We start from the raw sequence: 19,975 nt of genomic DNA on the forward strand, positions 1-19,975 counted from the left end.
CGTGAGCGCCGGCGTCGAGGTTCTGCTCGGCCTGGTGATGCTGGTCGGGTTGGTCGGCATCGTGGTGCCGATCCTGCCCGGCACGCTGCTGATCCTCGGCGCCCTGCTGGTGTGGGCGATCCTCGACGCCACGGCCGCCGGATGGGCCGCCTTCGCGGTGGCCGCGCTGCTGCTCGTCGCGTCGGGCGTCGTCAAGTACGCGTGGCCGGGCCGGCGGATGCGCGACGCCGGTGTCCCGAACCGATCGGTGGTTTTCGGCGGCCTGGTGGGGATCGTCGGGTTCTTCATCGTCCCGGTCGTCGGACTGCTGCTCGGGTTCCTGCTCGGCACCTACGTCGCCGAGGCCGCCCGGCACCGCACCCACCGCGACGCGTGGGCCTCGACCGTGCACGCCACCAAGGCCGTCGGGCTGTCCATCCTCGTCGAACTGTTCGGGGCCCTGCTCGCCGTCGGGCTGTGGCTGGCCGCGGTGCTGGCGCTCTGACGAGTCAGGCCGGGCAGCGGTACCACTCGCGCGCGTTGCCGCCGAGGACCGCCTCGAGGTCGTCGCCGACGGCGTCGGCGATGATCTCGACGTCGGCGGCCTCGAACGCGCGGCGGGCCCGGGTGCCGGGCAGATCGGTGCCGAACATGAGCGCCTTCGGGTTGACGGCGTGGATCTGCCGGAGGGCGCTGCCGACGTCGGCGATGGACGTGCGCCCGAAGCCGGTGGCCTTCACCTTGGCGCCGCGGTCGACGAGGTTCAGCAGGTAGCGCAGCCCGCGCGTCGACATCCCGAGATGGTCGATGCTGACGGCCGGCAGTTTCGCGAACACCGGTTCGAGCGACAGCAGCAGCGTCGCGTCCACGTAGAACTCGGCGTGCCAGCCCACGAGTTCGTGGGCGCGGAGCGCCTGCGTCGTCAGGATCCGCACGTCCGTGGCGCTGCGGCGCAGATTGAACCGCACCCCGCGCACCCCGGCCCGGTCGAGTTCGAGGATGTCCTCGTCGGTGGCGTCGGGATCGAGGTGGGTGACGCCGACCCAGCCCTCGCCGAGTTCGCGCAGCGCGGCCAGCAGTTGCGGTCGGCCGAGGGTGCCCTGGTACGACGCGGTCACCACGGCCCCGCCGTCCACCCCGAACCCCGCCATGCGGTCACGGTAATCGGCGATCGTGAACGGATCGGGCAGGTAGCCGTTGTTCTCCACCAGGGGGAACCGCGGGTCGATGATGTGCACGTGCGCGTCAAACACGTGTCTCATCATGCCCCGCGAAAAGCCGACGGGTCCCGTCATACGCTGTCAGCGTACGACGGGACCCGTCGGCTGTGAGCCCGAAGAATCAGGCCTTGTGCGGCTCGCTGGCGCGCAGCATGTCCTCGCGCTCGACGACCTTGATGCGCTCGCGGCCCTCGGGCTCGCCGAGCGAACGCTCGTGCGCGTCGAGGCGGTACCAGCCCTGCCACGTGGTGTAGGGGATGCCCTTGTTCTCGAGGAACTCGATGACCGCGTCCTCGCCCGGCTCGGCCGCGCCCGCGAAGTCGGGGGCGTCCTCGAGCAGGCAGGCGATGGTCTCGTTGGCGTCGCCCTTGGTGTGGCCGATCAGGCCGACCGGGCCGCGCTTGATCCAGCCGGTGACGTACGTGCCGTCGATGTGCTTGCCGTCCTCGCCGATGACGCGCCCCGCCTCGTTGGGGACGGTGCCGGCCTGGTCGTCGAACGGGATCGACGGGATGTTCTGCGACAGGTAGCCGACGGCGCGGTAGACGGCCTGGACGTCCCAGTCGTTGAACTTGCCGGTGCCGCGGACGTTGCCGGTGCCGTCCAGTTCGGTGCGCTCGGTGCGCAGGCCGACGACCTTGCCGTCCTCGCCGAGCACCTCGTGCGGGGACTCGAAGAAGTGCAGGAACAGCTTGTGGGGGCGGTCGCCCTGGTCGCGGATCGCCCAGTCCTGCAGCGTGTTGGCGACCATGTCGACCTGCTTGGAGCTGCGGCGCGCGACCTCGGAGCCCTCGTCGTAGTCGATGTCCTCGGGGTCGACGATGACCTCGATGGTCGGGGAGTGGTCCAGCTCGCGCAGCTCGAGCGGCGTGAACTTGGCCTGGGCGGGACCGCGGCGGCCGAACACGTGGACCTCGACTGCCTTGTTGTTCTTCAGGCCCTCGTACACGTTCGCGGGGATCTCGGTGGGCAGCAGTTCGTCGCCGGTCTTGGCGAGCACGCGGGCGATGTCGAGCGCGACGTTGCCGACGCCCAGCACGGCCACCTTCTCCGCCTCGAGCGGCCACGTGCGCGGCACGTCCGGGTGGCCGTCGTACCAGGAGACGAAGTCCGCGGCACCGTAGGAGCCGTCCAGGTCGATGCCCGGGATGCTCAGCGCGCGGTCCGCGTTGGCGCCGGTCGAGAAGATGACCGCGTCGTAGAAGCGGCGCAGGTCCTCGAGGGTGATGTCGGTGCCGTAGTCGATGTTGCCGAGCAGGCGGACGGCGTCCTTGTCGAGGACCTTGTGCAGCGCGGTGATGATGCCCTTGATTCGCGGGTGGTCCGGTGCGACGCCGTATCGGATGAGGCCGAACGGGGCCGGCATCCGCTCGAACAGGTCGATGCTCACCTCGGTGTCGGACTTCATGAGCGCATCGGCGGCGTAGATGCCGGCCGGGCCGGCGCCGACGATGGCCACGCGCAGTGGACGAGTCTGGTCAGTCATCTGAGGCGAACTACCTTTTCGATTGGACGGACGGGCATGTGTTCGGGTGACAGCGTACGTGCGGCTCCGGGTCGAAGTGAGCCCTACCTAACACCGAGTCGTCGCCCGGCTGTCGCGGGTGGCGGATTCCCTGGCGGGAACCGTCCCCCGCCTTCATGCTAGAACCCGCGACGCGGCGGCACCCCATGGTCGAGGTGTGAGCTGCCTCCGGGTACCACGCTCCCGTTTGGGGGGTCACAAACGATGTTTGTGCCTTCGACTGTTCGGGACCCGCGCGAGGGTGACCCGGGCGTACAGGAGAAAATCGCAGGTATGACCGACCAGCACGAACCCGCCGAGGACCCCTCCCGCGCGACGATGAAGCCGTTTCTCCTCGCCGTGTCAATAGTCGCGATCGTGATGATCGGAATTATCGTCTCGGCGCTGATCTCGCCGGCCGACGAGAACCGGACCGAGGCCGACCGGCTGAACGCGTCGGCCACCGACTTCGTCCGCGCGGCCAACAACGACGACCCCGAGGGCGTCGACCGGATGGTGTGCGACGCCTTCGTCGACGAGCGCTCGCCGCTCGCCGGCCGTGAGGGCGAGGTGACGGTCGAGGAGGTGTCGAACGCTCGGGTCAACGGTAGCGACGCCACTGCGGATGTGCGCATCAACGCCAACGACGGCAAGGGTGCGACGTCGTCGTCGTGGCAGTTCGTCCAGGGCGACGGTCGCTGGCTCGTCTGCAACTGACGCCAACCGACGCCACTGACGCGCCCGGCTCGAGCGGTTCTCGCGTTTCGGGCCATCCACGTGCTACGTCCCTCCGGCCTCTGTGGAAAGCTGGGGCGGTGAGCTACGCAGGAGACATTACGCCGCAGCAAGCCTGGGAGCTGCTGCGCGAACATCCGGACGCCGTGCTCGTGGATGTGCGGACCGACGCGGAGTGGCGATACGTCGGCGTGCCCGACACGTCGTCGATCGACCGCCGGACCGTGCTCATCGAATGGGTGAGCTACCCCACGGGTGCGCGCAACGAGTCCTTCGTCGACCAGCTCGTCGAGGCCGGGATCGTCGGCGGCGCCGACGCGGAGTCCTCGCGCCCGGTCATCTTCCTGTGTCGTTCCGGCCAGCGCTCGATCGGTGCCGCCGAGGCCGCCACCGCGGCCGGAATCGGCCCCGCCTACAACGTGCTCGACGGGTTCGAGGGCGGACTCGGAGCGGACGGGCGCCGCGGCACCAGCGGCTGGCGCGCCCTCGGCCTGCCCTGGACGCAGTCGTGAGCGCCATCCCGCAGGGCGGGTCCTTCCGCAAGACGCTGCCCGACTCGGTGCGCCCGGCCACCCTCGGTGTCCGCGGCGGCACGCTGCGCTCCGGCTTCGAAGAGACGTCCGAGGCGATCTATCTCAACTCGGGCTTCGTGTACGAGTCCGCCGAGGCCGCCGAGCAGGCGTTCACCGGTGAGGTCGACCACTTCGTCTACTCCCGGTACGGCAACCCCACGGTGAAGATGTTCGAGGAGCGGCTGCGGCTGCTCGACGGCGCCGAGGGCTGCTACGCGACCGCGTCCGGCATGTCCGCGGTGTTCACCGCGCTCGGCGCGCTGCTCGGCAAGGGCGACCGCCTGGTCGCCGCCCGCAGCCTGTTCGGTTCGTGCTTCGTGGTGTGCAACGAGATCCTGCCGCGCTGGGGCGTCGAGACCGTCTTCGTCGACGGCGAGGACCTCGAACAGTGGGAGCAGGCGCTGTCGGTGCCGACCACCGCGGTGTTCTTCGAGACGCCGTCGAACCCGATGCAGACCCTCGTCGACGTCCGCAGGGTGTCGGAGATGGCGCACGCGGCCGGCGCGAAGGTGGTCCTCGACAACGTCTTCGCCACCCCGTTGCTGCAGCGCAGCCTCGACCTGGGCGCCGACGTGATCGTGTACTCGGGCACCAAGCACATCGACGGTCAGGGCCGCGTCCTCGGCGGCGCGATCCTGGGCCCGAAGGACTACATCGACGGCCCGGTGCAGCAGCTGATCCGGCACACCGGTCCGGCGCTGAGCCCGTTCAACGCGCACACGCTGCTCAAGGGTCTCGAGACGATGCCACTGCGGGTGGGCCACTCGGTGGACAGCGCGCTGCGCATCGCGCGGTTCCTCGAGGCCGAGGCGTCGGTCCGCTGGGTCAAGTACCCGTTCCTGGAGTCGCACCCGCAGTACGAGCTGGCCAAGTCGCAGATGAGCGGCGGCGGCACGGTCGTGACGTTCGAGCTGGACTCGGCCGAGGGTGAGGGCAAGAAGCGCGCCTTCGAACTGCTGAACAAGCTGCGCGTCATCGACATCTCGAACAACCTCGGCGACTCCAAGTCGCTCATCACCCACCCGGCCACCACCACGCACCGCGCGATGGGCCCGGAGGGGCGTGCCGCGATCGGTCTGTCCGACGGCGTCGTGCGCCTGTCGGTGGGCCTGGAGGATCCGGAGGACCTGCTCGAGGATCTGGCGCAGGCGCTGCGCTGACACGCACGGGAGGGGTTGGACCATCGAGGTAGCACTGCTGGGCACCGGCAGTGCCGACGGATGGCCCAACCCCTTCTGCGTGTGCGCGTCGTGCCGCACCGCCGCCGCGCGCGGGGAGATCCGCGGGCAGACGGCCGCGCTGGTGGACGACGTGCTGCTGCTGGACTGCGGCCCGGAGATCCCACGGGCGGCGGTCCGCGCCGGGCGGCCCCTCGACGCCGTCCGGCACATCCTGTTCACCCACGCCCACCCCGACCACGTGGGTCCGGCGGCGCTGCTGTTCCGATCGTGGGTGCGGCGCGATCAGCCGCTCGACGTCGTCGGCCCGGCCGAGGCGCTCGACCTGTGCCGCGACTGGGTGGGGCCGGACGATCCGGTTCGGTTCGTCCCGGTCGTCCCCGGTGATCGAATTGCCCTCGGCGGCTACGAGATCCGGGTGCTCGAGGCCGCGCATCGGGTCTTCCGTGACGGCGACAGCGTCCTCTACGACATCGCCGCGTCCGACGGGGACCGCCTACTGTGGGCGACCGACACCGGTCCGCTGCCGGCGTCCACCCTCGACGCCGTCCAGGACGCCCGCTACGACGCGGTGTTCCTCGAGCAGACCTTCGGTACCCGCACCGATCTCGGTGCCGGACACCACGATCTGACGAGCTTCCCGCGGACGCTCGCCGCGCTGCGCGCCGTCGGCGCCGTCACCGATTCCACCGACGTCGTCGCGGTACACCTGAGCCACCACAACCCGCCGACGCCGGAACTGTCGGAACGCCTGGCGCCGTGGGGCGCACGGATCGTCGACGACGGCGCGGTGGTCCGGATCGGGCAGTCGGCGCCGCGCGCGCGGACGTCGTCGCGCACGCTCGTCCTCGGCGGCGCCCGCGCCGGCAAGTCGACGTACGCCGAGGCGGTGCTCGCCGCCGAACCGCGCGTCACCTATCTCGCGACGGGCGGGGTGCAGGAGGGGGACCGGGAGTGGGCCGAGCGTGTCGCGCTGCACCGCGCCCGGCGCCCGTCGGGGTGGACGACCGTGGAGACCACCGACGTCGCGGCGGCACTGGCCGCCGCGCGGGCACCGGTGCTGCTCGACTGCCTCGGCACCTGGCTGACCGGGCGCCTCGACCACCACGGCGTGTGGACCGGCGGCGACTGGGGCGCGGTGGACGCCGACGTCGCGGATCTGCTGGCGGCGTGGCGGGCGGCGCGCGTGCGGATCGTGGCGGTGAGCAACGAGGTGGGCAGCGGGGTGGTGCCGCCGACGGCCGCGGGCCGACGCTTCCGTGACCTGCTCGGCCGGGTGAATTCCGCCGTGGCGGCCGAGTCCGAGTCCGTCGTGCTGGTGGTCGCGGGAGTGCCGACGCGGCTGCGGGCGGGCCTGGACGCCTGATATGGGAACGTGTCCCCAGAGGGTCGCACCGTCCTCACGACGGGGGGCGCACGACCTGACCGACGTGCAGGACTCCGCGTGGGTCGAGGTCGTTCGCCAGCGCGCCGAGCCAGTGCCAGGTGTCCTCGTCGTAGGACCGGGCGATCCGTTCCGGGTCGGCGCTCGCGGCGAAATTGGGCAGCGTGCCTCCGGTGACCCACGTGGCCACGGACTGTTCGACGACGCGCGCGTGCTCGACGACCGCCTCGGCGAGGGGCGGAGCGAGGACACCCACGACCATCAGCGCGAACGAGGCGTCTCGGTGGCAGAAGGCGCTGCGATGGCGGGGTTCGCGGGCCAGCGCACCACCGAGCAGTCGGAGTTCGATCACCGTCTGCGGCGATCCGGAACCCGGTCCGGCGACCGCGAGCAGGGCGTCGACGGCGTCGTGTGACAACGGATGGGTGAGGGCACTGAGCTCGTGGGTCGGCATCGGGTCGACCGGATCGGCGTGGATCGCGGACAGCGCCGCGTACGGCATCGGGCCCACGGCGTCGATCAGCGGCGTCGCCACCGCGCGCAGGCGCGCGAGTTCGGCCTCGGCCTCGGGCTCGTCTGCGACACTGGCGAATCGGACGGCGACCGTGAGCCGGCCCGCGAGCGGGGGCGGGATCTGCGGCAGCGGAGGGAGCTGCAGGAACGCGATCGACGTCGAGCTGTGCTCGGGCAGGTCGCGGCACCAGTCGAGCCAGGCATGCGCGACCACCGCAGCATCGGCACCGTCGAAGTAGAGAGCGCCACCGTAGATCCGGGAGAGCGGCAGCAGGTCGATCTCCACCGCCGTGACGATCCCCAGTGTCGCCTTGCCGCCGCGCAGGCCCCAGAACAGCTCGGCATGCTCGTCCGGTGTGACGTGCAACTGCTCACCGCCACCGGTGACGACGTCGAACGCCCGTACGTGGTCGGAGGACAGCCCGTAGGTTCGCACCAGCGGGCCGATGCCCGCGCCGGTGAGGAAGCCTGCCACGCCGACCGTGGCGGAGGAGCCCGTCAGCGGCGCCAAGCCGTGGGGCGCCGCCGCGTCGAGGACGTCCTGCCAGATCGCGCCGGCCCCGATGTGCGCGGTGCGGGTGTCGGGGTCGACGACGCACTCGTTCAGTCGCCCGGTGTGCACCAACAGGACGTCCCCGCTCACGGCAACCGCGCCGTGCCCGGTGCGCTGCACGGCAACCCGGAGTCCGTGCTGCCCGGCGAAGCGGACCGCGGCCGCGACATCGTCCGCATTCGCGGCCGCGACGACCGCACGGGGGGTGACCGGGACGGCCAGGTTCCACGGCGTCGTCAGTTCGTATCCCGGTTCGCCGGGAAGGGCGATCGATCCGGTCAGACATGCACGGAGTGACGCGATCGTCTCGTCGCTCACCGGGGTCTGGAGGTCCATGGAAGCTTCCTTTCGTCGTCCACTCTCGGGGCGTGAAAGAAAGAATGTCCGGACCCACTTGGGTGGTTCTTGTGCGCCGCGAGACCGTGGCTCCAAGTTTTCGCCAAGCGCGAGGGACCCGTCGATGACGTCGGGGCTCCGGCTCGGGCTCACGCGAGCAGCGACCGTGCCTGTGCCGCCAACCCGTGCATCCCGCGGCGTGCCGATTCCTCGGCGACGGCGGACAGTTCGCCGGCACGCCCGGACGAGTCGGGTTCGAGTTGCGCGCGAAGCAGTCTGCACCGCAGCAGCGTGGGCGCACCCGACGTGCGGTGTGCGATCTGCTCCGCCTCCTCCATTCGGGCCGACGCCTGATCGGTCTGCCCCAGCACGGCGTGCAGGCGTGCGGACGCCTCGGCGACCGTACCGACGACCCCCACTTGCCCCACGGTCGCGATCCGGTCCGTGAAGGGCGCGAGACGTTCGAGGAACAGGTCGGCGTACTCGACCAGGGACAGATCGGCGACGATATGGGCGAGCAGCGTCTGGTGTCCCAGCGTGGTCCACACGTCCGGCCCCGGGTCCGACGTCCAGCGCGCGATGCCTTCGACCGCGGCCCGCCGATCGCCCCGTGCCGCCGCGATCGCGATACTCCATGCCCTCGGCTCGACGAAGCCGGGTGTCGTACCGGCCAGCTCACCCTGCTCCCATTTCAGGGTGTTCTGAGCGAGGTCGGCGCTCCCTGCGGTGTACAGCTCGGTTTGCAGATGGATCTGCCGCGCCGTGTCGTACTGTCGCGCAGCTTGTTCGAGGTCTCCACGCCACTCCGCGAGCGTGCCTTCCATCCACCTGAGCTGGACTCGAACCACGGGCAGGCGCAACAGGTCGCAGCCGATGATTCCCTGCCGCACGTGTGCGGCGGCGGCATCGACGTTCGCGAGATTCATCTGCGTCATGCTCGCGACCGTGTGCACGATGACGTCGTCGACCCGCGACTGCTGGTGCGGCAGTTCCAGCAGCTCGGTCAGCAGTTCGACCGATTCCCGACCATGCCGCGCCACTCCGGAGAACAGGAGGATCCGGCCCAGTAGCGCATCGGCGATCACATCCGGATCACCCTGGGCCCGAGCCAGTTCGAGCGCGCGCCGGCTCATACCTTCGGGCACTGTGGAATCCGGGTGGTAGCAGTTGCCCACCGCGAGCGCGGACAGGATCCGGGAGTGCGCGACGGGATCCGCCTCGACGAACGGGCCCAGTGCGTCGAGGCGTTCGAGGAGCGGCCCCGGATCCCGGCCGTACGACACCCACGGCCACCCTCCCGCGGCGCGCAGGAGTGCGGCCGCCAGTCGCCCCGCGCCCGAGGTGCGCCCTTCGCGCACCGCCTCGAGCAGACCGGCACCGACGACGTCGAGGACGGTCTGCCCGCGACCGGCGCGGGCCAGTGCCTCCACCCGGGCCACCAGCAGATCGTCACGATCGTCGGGCGACCGTTCCGGCGCGGGCAGCTGGTCGAATATCTGGACGGCGGTCTCCCACCAGTGCGCGGCGGTCTCCGAACTCCATCGTTCCGTCGCCTCCCGGGCCGCGACGGTGCACGCGTCGAGCACCGCGCGCGCATCCACCAGTGGCAGTGCGGCGCAGAGATGTTGGGCACGCCGACTGGCGCGATCCGCATCGGAGGAGTCCGCCAGGATCTCGGCGACCCGTGCGTGGATGCGCTGACGTCGCAACGCGGGCATTGCCTCGAGGACCTCGTTCCGCAGCAGTCCGTGCGCGAAGACGTATCCCCGTGCTCCGGGCGCAGTCACGATGATGCGTTCGTCCGCCGCCTCGTCGAGGTGGTCGGCGAGCGCGTCCAGGTCGAGGCGGGACGCCGCGGCCAGGAGATCGACCTCGATGGCGTCGCCGAGCACGGCCGCCACTCGAAGCACCTGCAACACCGCCGGTTCCACGGCCGCGAGTCGTCTGCCCAGCACCGACCGCACGACCATCGGTATCTCGTCGCCGAGTCGCTCGTCGCGCGGCAGTCGCGCGTACTCCGAGACGAACAGCGGGTTGCCCCCGGTCCGGTCGGTCAGGACCTGGACCTGGGCCGGACCGATCCGCTCACCGGCGACGTGGCTGGCCAGCTCCTCGACCTCGGCCGGTCCCAACGGCGGCACCGCGACGTGCCGGTTGCCTTCCCCGCGCAGCACCGCATCGACGAGAGCGCCGACCGTTCCGATTCCGGTGTCACGCAACGTCAACACGAAACACACCGGACGGTGGAGGAGCGCACCCACCAGATACGACAGGCACCGCAGCGAAGTCGGGTCGGCCCACTGTATGTCGTCGACGACGACGGTCAGCGCGGGCTTGCCCGCGACCGCGGCCTCGATCACCTCCAGCACCCGTTCGTACACGGCGAACCGCGCCTCGTCCGGGTCGACGCCGGTCGGCGGAATCAGCACCGCGTCCGCGTCGCCGCCGAGCTCACGCACCAGTCGGCGGATCGGCCACCAGGCCGGTGCGCCGTCGTCCTCCGGGCACCGCGCCCACACCGCCGTCCCCCCGACGGCCACCGTCCGCGCGGCGCACTCCTCGGCCAACCGGGTCTTCCCGATCCCGGCCGGGCCGGTGAGTGCCAGCCACCGCGTGGACCCGGCGAGTACGTCGTCGAGCATCCGCTCGATCACGAGGGTTTCGCCTCGACGCCCGACGAACACGCGGACTGTTCCCTCCTCGCCGACCGCGTCGCCCGCCCCGGGTGCGTCGGCGCTCGAGGACTGAGACACGGGCAGCGGAACCTGTTCCGCCCCGGTCCATCCCGGTGTGCGCGGCCAGGCCGCGAGACCCGGATCGTGGCGCAGGATCGCGCTCTGGAGTGCGCGCAACTCGGTCCCGGGCGCGAGGCCCAGCTCGGCGTCGAGCCGATCGACGTGCGACCGGAACCACCCCAACGCCTCCGACGACCGGCCGGCCCGGTGCAGGGCGAGCATCCGGAGCCAGCAGGTTCGGTCCCGGTACGGGAATTCGCTGCACAACTGGGCCGCCTCCACGAGGGCGGGCGGGATCCGCCCCAGCGCGAGCAGCGCAGTGATCCGGGTCTCCCTGCATTCTGTCCGTACCTCGTCGAAGCCCGCGGCCTCCACCTGAACCCACGGCTCGTCGGCCAGGTCCTCGAGCAACGGCCCCCGGACTGCTGCGAGCGCCCGGTCGGCGGTCTTCAGAGCCGGTTCCCACGCCCCGTCCTCCGCGAGACGCCGAGCGTCCTCGGCGTCGTCGAGGAAACTCACCAGATCGACCTCGTCCGTCGAGACGTCGAGGACATAACCCGGCGGTTGCCGCACGATCGGCGAGGTGGCTCCGGTCTCGACGCGGAGCACCCGGCGCAGGTTCGAGATGTACGCCTGGATGCTCGCCATGGCGCTCGCGGGCGCATCGTCCCCCCAGAGGGCGTCGACGAGGCGGGCGGTGGACACCACCCGCCCGCGACCGAGCAGCAGGACGGCCAGGACCGCGCGTTGCTTGCGCGGCCCCAGATCGAGGATCTCGTCACCGGAGTCGGTGTGGGCCACCTCCAGCGGTCCGAGCAGCCGATAGATCATCTGTGGACTCCTCGTACACGACGACTCCGGACTGCACGAGTGTAGGGACCGAGAGGTGTCGACGTACGGCGAAACGATCATCGCACCACCGAAACGACCTCACCGGCACCGTCGGCGCTCCGACGCGCGGAACGTCGCGCGGGCAGAGTGGCCGCGCAGACCAGCGCTCCCAGCGCCGCGACGAGTGCGGCGACCATCAGCGCGGCGTGGAGGCCCGAGACGAAGTCCTCCGGCGATCCGCCCGGCAGCATCGACTGCGCGGGAAGGAGGGCTCCGAGACCGGCCACGCCCACCGCGATCCCGGTCTGGCGGAATGCGTCGTTGATCCCGGCGGCCAACCCGAAGTGGTCGGCGGTGCTCTCCCCGAGCACCAGCCCGCTCATCACCGGATTGAACACTCCCGCGCCCACCAGGGCGACGGCGAACCCGGGCAGGATCGCGTACTTCGAGCTGGACACGTCGACGACGGTCATCATCACCAAACCCGAAGCCACCAAGATCAGCGAAGCGGTCAGCGTGACCGACACCGGGATCCGGCCGTCGAGTTTCGCGGTGGCGCCCGCGACGACGAACATGGCGACCGTCGCGGGCAGGTACACCAACCCCGCCTCGACCGGCGACAAGTGCAGGATGTTCTGCAGGTAGATAGTGGTGTAGACGAACACTGCGAACAACGATGCCGAGATCGCGAAGGCCGCGACCTGTGCGCCCGCGAACGCCCGGTTCGTCAGCAGCTTCGGCGGCAGCATCGGTTCACGCGCCCGCAGCTCGTATCCGACGAATCCGATGAGCGCGACGGCACCGACGACGAGGGCGACAACCGTCGCCGGCGAGGTCCATCCGACCTCGTTGCCGCGCAACAGCCCGAAGACGAGTGCGCCCAAGCCGATACAGACGAGGATCTGTCCGATCACGTCGGCACCGCGAGGGTTCGGGTCCCGCGATTCCGGCACCCATCTGACGGTGACGGCGAGAGTGAGCAGTCCGATCGGGACGTTGATCAGGAAGATGGCCCGCCAGTTCACCAGCTCGGTCAGCAGGCCGCCGACCAGCGGACCGATCGCGAACGCCCCGCCGATCGTGGCGCCGTACGCGGCCAGCGCCGTGGTGCGCGCGGGCCCCTTCTCGAACACGTCGGCGAGGAGTGCGAGCGAGCAGGCGAACATGACGGCAGCGCCGACCCCCTGCACCGTGCGTGCAAGGTCGAGCACCCAGATGTCCGGCGCCACCGTGCAGATCAGCGAGGCGGCGGTGAACGCCGCGATGCCGACTTCGAACACGTAGCGACGTCCACGCCGGTCAGCCCACGATCCGGCGCTGAGGACCACGGTCGCCAGCGCCAGCGTGTAGGCGTCGACGACCCACTGCAGCCCGCTCACGCCGGTGTCGAGATCGACCGCGATGGAGGGAAGGGCGGTGTTGACCACGGCGATGTCGAGCATCAACATCGCCGTGGTCACGCAGACCACGATCAGGGTTGCGCGTCGCGTTGCGACGCTCTTCGGAACTGTCTCGACCGGCATCGGGTGTCCTCGGTGTGTCGGAGGGAGCGGCACGAGGGTTCTCGCGCCGTCCCCACCGTGTGCCCGCGCGCTTGGCCCACACCGGGTGAAACCCTTGGAGGCGTCCGGCCCGAGCGGCCGACGTGCAACTTTCGTCGGCCCGATGCCGCCACACAACACGCATTCTGGGCTCGATCGGGAGAATCGACGCACCGCACGCGGGGTGCGTCCTAGCCTGACAACCGGGACTTCAGTGGGGTACGCCCGATTCGAGGTGTTCATGGCATCTGTACAGGGTCAATGTGATTCGGCGTTCGAGGGTGTCCGTGAGGTGTTCGAGGAGAGCTTCGCGGACGGGCAGAACCTGGGCGCGGCGGTCGCGGTGTTCGCGGACGGCCGGCCCGTCGTGGACCTGTGGGGCGGGGTCGCCGACCGGAAGACCGGGCGCGAGTGGGCGTGGGACACCCCGTGCGTGGTGTTCTCGTGCACCAAGGCGGTGACGGCGGCGTCCGCGTTGCTGCTCGCCGAACGCGGGTACGTCACGCTCGACGACCCCGTCGCCCGGTGGTGGCCGGAGTTCGCCCGGAACGGCAAGGCCGACATCACCGTCGAGCATGTGCTCACCCACCAGGCAGGGCTCCCGGCGTTCGACGGCCCGGTGTCGGTGGCGCAGGCGGCCGATCCGGTCGCGATGGCGGAGCGTCTCGCCGGTCAGGCCCCGGAGTGGGAGCCCGGAACGGCGCACGGCTACCACGCGCTCACGTTCGGTTGGCTGGTCGGCGAACTGGTGCGGCGGCACACCGGGATGACGGTGGGGCAGTTCGCGCGCCAGGAGTTCGGCTCGGACCTGTGGATCGGGGCGCCCCCCGGGACGATCGCGCGGGCGGCGCGGATCACGGTCCCGCGGCGAGGGGAACCGGCGTCGCCGCTGACCGACATCGCGACCCAGACCCGGATCGGCGCCGCGTATGCGCAGGCAGGTTCGTTGCTGTTCCGGGCGACCACCAATCCGGCTGCGTCGTACAACGATCCGACGCTGCTCGGCGGCGGCTGGCCGGCCGCGGGCATGGTCACGACCGCCCGCGCGCTGGCGGGGTTCTACCGGGACCTGGTGCACGGGGTGACGCTGTGCGGCGCGACCCTGCAGAACGCGCTGGACGAGCGGGCGCGCGGACGGGACCGGGTGCTGCTGACCGACAGCGCGTACGGCCTCGGATTCATGCTTCCCGCACAGAGTTTCGAGCTGCCCGAGGTGGCCCGCGCGACCGCGTTCGGGCATCCGGGCGCGGGCGGGGCCGTGGGGTTGGGTGACCTCGCGCACGGGTTGGCCTTCGCGTTCGTCCCGAACCTCAAGCGCGACTACTTCGCCGGTGACCGCCGCGCCTGCCGCCTGATCGAGGCCGCGTACGCCGCGATCGGGTGAGCGGCCGATTCAGAACGGGTCCGCGGTCCGCCCCACCAGGTCGGCGACCGATTCCAGCACCAGCGTCGGCCGGTAGGGGAACGTCTCGACGGTCTCGCGGGTGGAGATGCCGCTGAGCACCAGGATGGTCTGCAGGCCGGCCTCGAGTCCCGACACGACGTCGGTGTCCATCCGGTCGCCGATCATCAGCGTGTTCTCCGAGTGCGCCCCGATCGCGCGCAGCGCCGACCGCATCATCAGCGGGTTCGGTTTGCCCACGTAGTACGGTTCGCGGCCGGTGGCGCGGGTGATGAGCGCGGCCACCGAACCCGTCGCCGGCAGCGAGCCCTCACGGGACGGGCCCGTCGCGTCCGGGTTGGTGGCGATGAACCGGGCACCCCGCTCCACCAGGCGGATCGCGGTGGTGATCGCCTCGAACGAGTAGGTGCGGGTCTCGCCGAGCACGACGTAGTCCGGGTCGTTGTCGGTGAGGACGTAGCCGATCTCGTGCAGCGCCGTGGTGAGGCCGGATTCGCCCACCACGTAAGCACTTCCGCCCGGGCGCTGATTCCTCAGGAAGGTCGCGGTCGCGAGCGCCGACGTCCAGATCGACTGCTCGGGGATGTCGAGACCGCTGCGCAGCAGTCGGGCGCGCAGGTCCCGCGGGGTGCGGATGGAGTTGTTGGTCAGCACGATGAAGGGGGTACCGGCCTCCTGCAGTTCCGCGAGGAAGTGGTCGGCGCCGGGAATGATGTGTTCCTCGTGGACCAGCACCCCGTCCATGTCCATGAGGTAGGTCCAGCCGGGGTTCCGCTCGTCGGTGCTCACGACCCCAGTATCCGTCACCCGCCGATCACCCGCCGATCGCCGGCCCGATCACCGCCCACGAATCCTGCATCTCGGCCTCGAACAGGCCCCACGAATGACTGCCCTGATTGCGGTAGACGACCGTCGCGGGGATCCCGAGCGAGCGCAGTCGCGCGTCCATGACCGCGGTGCAACCCTGGGTGATCGCCTCCACCACTCCGCCGCCGATCGCCTGCGGGATGGTCAGCAGCGGGTTGTGGTCGTCGATCGGTCCGGGCACGCCGGACGCGGCGGACAGGTACAAAGCCTTGCCGCGCAGTCGTTCCGCCTGCACGACGGGGTCGTGCTGGATCCACAGGGGGCCACCACTGGGACCCCACATGTTGGCCGCGTTGCCCCCGCCGCGCAGTTCGACCATCGATCGGACCATCGCCTGCCCGTTCGGATCGCTGGTCTGGGCGCAGCCACTGTACGAGCCGACGGCGCGGTAGACGTCGGGTGCCTGGATCGCGAGGTCGAGCACCGGCCCGGCCCCCATCGACACCCCGCCGATCGCGTTGACGCCGGTGGTGCCGAACTGACGGTCGATCACGGGCGGCAGTTCGCGGGTGAGGAACGTCTGCCACTTGTTGCGGCCCAGCACGGGATCGTCGGCGACCCAGTCGGTGTACATCGAGTACCGGCCGCCCACCGGCAGCACCACGTTGACGTGCTTGTCGGCGAAGAACTGCGCGACCTTCGTGTTGTTGAACCACGAGATGCCGTCCTCGCCGCCGCCGATGCCGGTGAGCAGGTAGAACGTGGGTGCGGGGCCCCCGCCGGCGGGGTGGATGACGTCGCTCGTGACCACGCGGTCCATCGACGGCGAGTACACCGATATCCGGGTTATGCGGTCGCTCACCTGGACGATGCCCGCGACGCTCGACGGTGCGGCGTGCGCGGTGAGCGCAGTACCGACCATCGAGGCCACCGTCATCCCGACGAGGACGAGTGAAAGAAGGATCCGGCGTGCCGCTGCGCCGACCGTCGTTCCGGAGCTTCTCATCGCGCACCTCCGGCCGAATTGGCCTGAATTGCTTTCCGGCTGAATGAAGCTCAGCACAGCATATCCGCGCGGCGTCCGGCGGGGGGAGCGGATCGCGGACGCGTCGGCCCCGCGTGTCGACAATCCTGCCCGTTGAGTCTTGGATGTCTGTATGGATGGCACTCGAACCTCGGATCCGGTACGCGTGGTGACCGGATTCGTCGCGCTGCTCGGTGACGGCGCGCGACTCGCAGCGACCGCGACGCTGGAGGTCGCGTCGCGGTTGCCCGTTGTCGGGGCCGGCGTCGCAGCGCTCGACGCGCGAGGCGCCGAGGCGCTGAGGGCGGCGGACGCCGTCACCGACCGCGTGCTGCGGGCGGTGGTTCGCCGGGTGGTGGCGGCCGCGCTGGCCGAGGTGGACATCACGACGGTGGTGCGCGAGCACGTCGACCTCGACGAGATCGCCGAGGGCATCGACGTCGAGCGGATCGTCGACCGGGTGGACATCGGGCACATCGTCGACCGCGTCGACGTGAACGACATTGCGGCCCGGGTGGACATCGCGCCGATCCTGGATCGCGTGGACGTGGACGACGTCGCCGGTCGGGTGGATGTCGAGCGGATCGTCGATCGGGTGGACATCGGGCGGATCGTCGACAGGGTCGACGTCGACGCGATCGCCGCGAAGGTGGACGTGGACGCGGTGATCGAGCGGATCGACCTGGTCGGGCTGTCCAACGAGGTCATCGACGGCGTCGACCTGCCGCGGATCATCCGGGAATCGACCAGTTCGATGTCGACCGAGGCGGTGCGCGGCGCGCGGACACAGGGCATGGCAGCCGACGACGCCGTCGCGGGATTCGTGGGGCGCCTGTTCGGTCGCGAAGTCGGTGACTCGTGACCGCGGTCCGGCAGTCGGGTCCGGCCCACCGCCCCGCCGGCATCGTCACCCGCGGGCTGGCGGCCCTCATCGACATCGGTGTCGTGCTCTTCCTGATGGGCATGATCTACGCGGCGCTCATCTTCGCTCGGTTGTTGTTCTCGCCGCAGGAGTTTCGTTTCCCGCACACACAGCTTCTGTTGTCGATCACCACCTTCCTCGGGCTCTCGGTGCTTTACCTGACGGCGTGCTGGGCAACCAGTGGACGCTCGGTCGGCGCGGTCGCGATGGGTCTGCGCCTGGTCAGTCGTAACGGCCGACTGGTCCGGCTGCCGCGGTGCGCGGTCCGTGCGGTGCTGTGCGTGCTCTTCGGATTCGGGCTGTTCTGGGCCGCCGTCGACCCGCGTCGCAGATCCCTCCAGGACATCCTGTTGCGAACGTCAGTCGTCTACGACTGGACGCCCGCCCCGGATCTCGTCGAACACGACCTCGCGCACCCCACCGACCACGACCGATGAGACGGGGCTACAGCCCGAGAGTGACGCGGGGCATACTCGAAGCCAAATCGAATCGGGTAGACGATCGGAGAACCGGTGGTACAGGGACTGAAGTTGGGTTTGAAGGCCTCCGCGGAGCAGTTCGGGCCGCGCGACCTGGTGGAGCTCGGCGTGATGGCCGAGGAACACGGCCTCGACAGCGTCACCGTGAGCGATCACTTCCAGCCCTGGCGGCACAACGGCGGTCACGCGCCGTTCTCGATCGCATGGATGACGGCGGTCGGTGAGCGCACCCAGCGTCTGCAGCTGGGCACGTCGGTGATGACTCCGACGTTCCGCTACAACCCGGCGGTGGTGGCGCAGGCGTTCGCGACGATGGGCTGCCTGTACCCGGGACGCGTCATGCTCGGTGTCGGAACCGGTGAGGCGCTCAACGAGATCGCGACCGGCTTCAAGGGCGAATGGCCCGAGTTCAAGGAGCGTTTCGCCCGCCTGCGCGAGTCGGTGCAGCTCATGCGCGACCTGTGGACCGGCGACCGCGTCGACTTCGAGGGCGAGTACTACAGCACCAAGGGCGCCTCGATCTACGACGTCCCCGAGGGCGGCATCCCCGTCTACGTCGCGGCCGGGGGTCCGGTGGTCGCGCGCTACGCGGGCCGTGCCGGTGACGGCTTCATCTGCACGTCCGGCAAGGGCATGGATCTCTACACCGAGAAGCTGATCCCGGCGGTGAAGGAGGGGGCCGAGAAGGCGGCCCGGAACTTCGCCGACATCGACCGGATGATCGAGATCAAGATCTCGTACGACACCGATCCCGCGGCCGCGCTCGAGAACACCCGGTTCTGGGCGCCGTTGTCGCTGACGCCCGAGCAGAAGCACAGCATCGAGGATCCGATCGAGATGGAGGCCGCGGCGGACGCGTTGCCGATCGAGCAGGTCGCCAAGCGGTGGATCGTCTCGTCCGATCCGGACGAGGCGGTTGCGCTGATCAAGCCGTACCTCGACGCGGGCCTGAACCACCTGGTGTTCCACGCGCCGGGTCACGACCAGAAGCGGTTCCTCGACCTCTTCGAGCGCGACCTCGCACCGCGCCTGCGCGCGTTGGCCTGACGCCGGTTCGCCCCGGACCTGCAACTAGGCTGATTCCCATGGAAGCCAGCGAGGAAGTCCGGGCCGCGGCACGCCGAATCGGTGACGTATTCGGCGTGCCGCCGCAGGTGTTGCGGTTCCGGGCGGCGGTCGACGCCGACGGAGACGGCGAGGACCCGCACGAGGTGTCGATCGCGGTCGGTGACGGATGCCCCGGTCCGGGCTACGCGTCCTACGCGACCCTCGACATGTCGCGGTTCCCGACGAACGTCACCACCGACGACGGCCGTCCGATTCGCACCGAACTGATCACCGTGGGACGCGCCGGCTACCGGCCGCTCTCCGACGTCCTCGCGCAGTGCGCGTTCCAGATCGCGTCGGGATCCCTGCACGTCACCCCGAACACGATCGTTCCCAATGCCGTTCACGCCGCGGACCCGGGCCGTTCCACCCGGCACGTGCTGCTCGTCGTCCCGTTCATCTGGGCCACCCTCGAGATCCTCGTCGACCGCGACGAGGACGTGACCACGTGGCTGCAGGCGGTGCCGATCACCGACGCCGAACTGCAGTTCGCTTCGAAGCACGGCACCGACGAACTGTTCACGCGCCTCGAATCGGCGGGCGCCGACGTGTCCGACATCGACCGCCCCTCGGTGGTCTGACCTGCCGCCGAACCGGGCCGACGCCGGTCAGCGCCGGGCGAGGGTGAACACCCGGATGTCGCGGTCGGTGCGCCCCTGGTAGACGGCGTAGGCGCCGGCCAGTTCGACGAACTGCTTGTACAGGCGCTCCTTCTCCTCGCCGGTCACCTGCGTGGCGAGCACCGGGATGTCGCGTCCGGCCATCGTCACGCTCGCCTCGGGCTGTGCCAGCAGGTTCGACGTCCACGCGGGGTGGTGGTTCTGCCCGAAGTTGCTGCCCACGACCACCAGCCGGTCGTCGTCGCGGATGTACAGCAACGGGCTGGTGCGACGCTGCCCCGACTTGCGGCCGACGGTGTTCAACAGGACGGTCGGTGCCCCGATCGGACCCAGGACGGTGAACCGGCCCTTGCTGCGTTCGAGAAGCCGCCGGTCCACACCCGCGAGCCTGCGGATGGTCCACGACCCCAGCTTGGTCGACGCGAACGCGATGCCGGGTCGGCGCAGGATGCTGTTCTCCGAACCCCAGCGGACGTCCGGAAATGACGATTCGCTCATGGACGCCGATTATGCGCGATCGTCACTAGGCTGTC

Annotated in this window: 18 protein-coding genes; 10 read left to right on the forward strand and 8 right to left on the reverse strand. The window is 70.2% G+C overall.

Annotated elements, in window-relative coordinates; all coding sequences use genetic code 11:
* Nucleotide 1: 1 nt before the first annotated feature.
* The gene (locus EGT67_RS07230; RefSeq protein ID WP_127915396.1) at nt 2–484 is read left to right on the forward strand and encodes a DUF456 domain-containing protein; all 483 of its coding nucleotides are present in this window, start codon (nt 2–4) and stop codon (nt 482–484) included.
* 4 nt (nt 485–488) lie between these two features.
* On the opposite strand, the gene EGT67_RS07235 is transcribed toward EGT67_RS07230, so the two are convergent.
* Both EGT67_RS07235 and EGT67_RS07240 read right to left on the reverse strand, forming a co-directional pair.
* Complete coding sequence (locus EGT67_RS07235; RefSeq protein ID WP_127915397.1) at nt 489–1,232, reverse strand: amidohydrolase family protein; 744 nt, start codon at nt 1,230–1,232, stop codon at nt 489–491.
* 88 nt (nt 1,233–1,320) lie between these two features.
* On the reverse strand, nt 1,321–2,685 hold the full coding sequence (locus EGT67_RS07240; protein WP_127915398.1) for an FAD-dependent oxidoreductase: 1,365 nt from the start codon (nt 2,683–2,685) through the stop codon (nt 1,321–1,323).
* Between the two features lie 312 nt (nt 2,686–2,997).
* Here EGT67_RS07240 and EGT67_RS07245 point away from each other — a divergent pair, with 312 nt between their 5' ends.
* The 4 genes from EGT67_RS07245 (at nt 2,998) to EGT67_RS07260 (ending at nt 6,554) form a co-directional block, all read left to right on the forward strand.
* Nucleotides 2,998–3,420 (forward strand): Rv0361 family membrane protein, encoded by a 423-nt coding sequence (locus tag EGT67_RS07245; RefSeq protein WP_127915399.1) that lies wholly within the window; start codon nt 2,998–3,000, stop codon nt 3,418–3,420.
* 98 nt (nt 3,421–3,518) lie between these two features.
* Nucleotides 3,519–3,950 carry a rhodanese-like domain-containing protein gene (locus tag EGT67_RS07250; RefSeq protein WP_127915400.1) on the forward strand — a complete coding sequence of 144 codons (432 nt, stop codon included), beginning with the start codon at nt 3,519–3,521 and terminating at the stop codon, nt 3,948–3,950.
* Nucleotides 3,947–5,170, forward strand: coding sequence for an O-succinylhomoserine sulfhydrylase (locus tag EGT67_RS07255; RefSeq protein ID WP_127915401.1), 1,224 nt, complete (start codon nt 3,947–3,949; stop codon nt 5,168–5,170). The genes EGT67_RS07250 and EGT67_RS07255 overlap by 4 nt, the downstream gene beginning before the upstream one ends.
* Nucleotides 5,171–5,192: 22 nt before the next feature.
* Nucleotides 5,193–6,554 (forward strand): bifunctional adenosylcobinamide kinase/adenosylcobinamide-phosphate guanylyltransferase, encoded by a 1,362-nt coding sequence (locus tag EGT67_RS07260; RefSeq protein ID WP_206612321.1) that lies wholly within the window; start codon nt 5,193–5,195, stop codon nt 6,552–6,554.
* 34 nt (nt 6,555–6,588) lie between these two features.
* Here EGT67_RS07260 and EGT67_RS07265 read toward each other — a convergent pair whose 3' ends face one another.
* The 3 genes from EGT67_RS07265 to EGT67_RS07275 all read right to left on the reverse strand — a co-directional run bounded on the left by EGT67_RS07265 (nt 6,589) and on the right by EGT67_RS07275 (nt 13,063).
* Nucleotides 6,589–7,974, reverse strand: coding sequence for an FAD-binding oxidoreductase (locus EGT67_RS07265; protein WP_127915403.1), 1,386 nt, complete (start codon nt 7,972–7,974; stop codon nt 6,589–6,591).
* A 149-nt stretch (nt 7,975–8,123) separates the two neighbouring features.
* The gene (locus EGT67_RS07270; protein WP_127915404.1) at nt 8,124–11,540 is read right to left on the reverse strand and encodes an ATP-binding protein; all 3,417 of its coding nucleotides are present in this window, start codon (nt 11,538–11,540) and stop codon (nt 8,124–8,126) included.
* 77 nt (nt 11,541–11,617) lie between these two features.
* A complete protein-coding gene (locus tag EGT67_RS07275; RefSeq protein WP_127915405.1) occupies nt 11,618–13,063 on the reverse strand; it encodes an MFS transporter in 1,446 nt (481 codons plus the stop codon).
* 259 nt (nt 13,064–13,322) lie between these two features.
* Between EGT67_RS07275 and EGT67_RS07280 the strand changes: the two genes are divergently transcribed.
* Nucleotides 13,323–14,465, forward strand: coding sequence for a serine hydrolase domain-containing protein (locus EGT67_RS07280; RefSeq protein ID WP_241565930.1), 1,143 nt, complete (start codon nt 13,323–13,325; stop codon nt 14,463–14,465).
* 9 nt (nt 14,466–14,474) lie between these two features.
* On the opposite strand, the gene EGT67_RS07285 is transcribed toward EGT67_RS07280, so the two are convergent.
* Together EGT67_RS07285 and EGT67_RS07290 are read right to left on the reverse strand one after the other, a co-directional pair.
* Nucleotides 14,475–15,233: an HAD-IIA family hydrolase gene (locus EGT67_RS07285; RefSeq protein WP_127915700.1), complete on the reverse strand. Its 759-nt coding sequence runs from the start codon at nt 15,231–15,233 to the stop codon at nt 14,475–14,477.
* 64 nt (nt 15,234–15,297) lie between these two features.
* On the reverse strand, nt 15,298–16,296 hold the full coding sequence (locus EGT67_RS07290; protein WP_127915406.1) for an alpha/beta hydrolase: 999 nt from the start codon (nt 16,294–16,296) through the stop codon (nt 15,298–15,300).
* A 151-nt stretch (nt 16,297–16,447) separates the two neighbouring features.
* On the opposite strand from EGT67_RS07290, the gene EGT67_RS07295 reads away from it, so the two are divergent.
* From EGT67_RS07295 to EGT67_RS07310, 4 genes are all read left to right on the forward strand, one after another.
* Nucleotides 16,448–17,176 (forward strand): hypothetical protein, encoded by a 729-nt coding sequence (locus EGT67_RS07295; RefSeq protein ID WP_127915407.1) that lies wholly within the window; start codon nt 16,448–16,450, stop codon nt 17,174–17,176.
* The gene (locus tag EGT67_RS07300) at nt 17,173–17,673 is read left to right on the forward strand and encodes an RDD family protein (RefSeq protein WP_127915408.1); all 501 of its coding nucleotides are present in this window, start codon (nt 17,173–17,175) and stop codon (nt 17,671–17,673) included. The genes EGT67_RS07295 and EGT67_RS07300 overlap by 4 nt, the downstream gene beginning before the upstream one ends.
* Before the next feature lie 75 nt (nt 17,674–17,748).
* Complete coding sequence (gene fgd, locus EGT67_RS07305) at nt 17,749–18,762, forward strand: glucose-6-phosphate dehydrogenase (coenzyme-F420) (protein WP_127915409.1); 1,014 nt, start codon at nt 17,749–17,751, stop codon at nt 18,760–18,762.
* Between the two features lie 38 nt (nt 18,763–18,800).
* On the forward strand, nt 18,801–19,403 hold the full coding sequence (locus EGT67_RS07310) for a suppressor of fused domain protein (protein ID WP_127915410.1): 603 nt from the start codon (nt 18,801–18,803) through the stop codon (nt 19,401–19,403).
* A 27-nt stretch (nt 19,404–19,430) separates the two neighbouring features.
* Here the strand turns inward: EGT67_RS07310 and EGT67_RS07315 are convergent, their stop codons facing one another.
* Nucleotides 19,431–19,940, reverse strand: coding sequence for a nitroreductase/quinone reductase family protein (locus tag EGT67_RS07315; RefSeq protein WP_127915411.1), 510 nt, complete (start codon nt 19,938–19,940; stop codon nt 19,431–19,433).
* Nucleotides 19,941–19,975: the final 35 nt, after the last annotated feature.

It is taken from the genome of Prescottella agglutinans, from assembly GCF_004011865.1.
GTDB lineage: Bacteria > Actinomycetota > Actinomycetes > Mycobacteriales > Mycobacteriaceae > Prescottella > Prescottella agglutinans.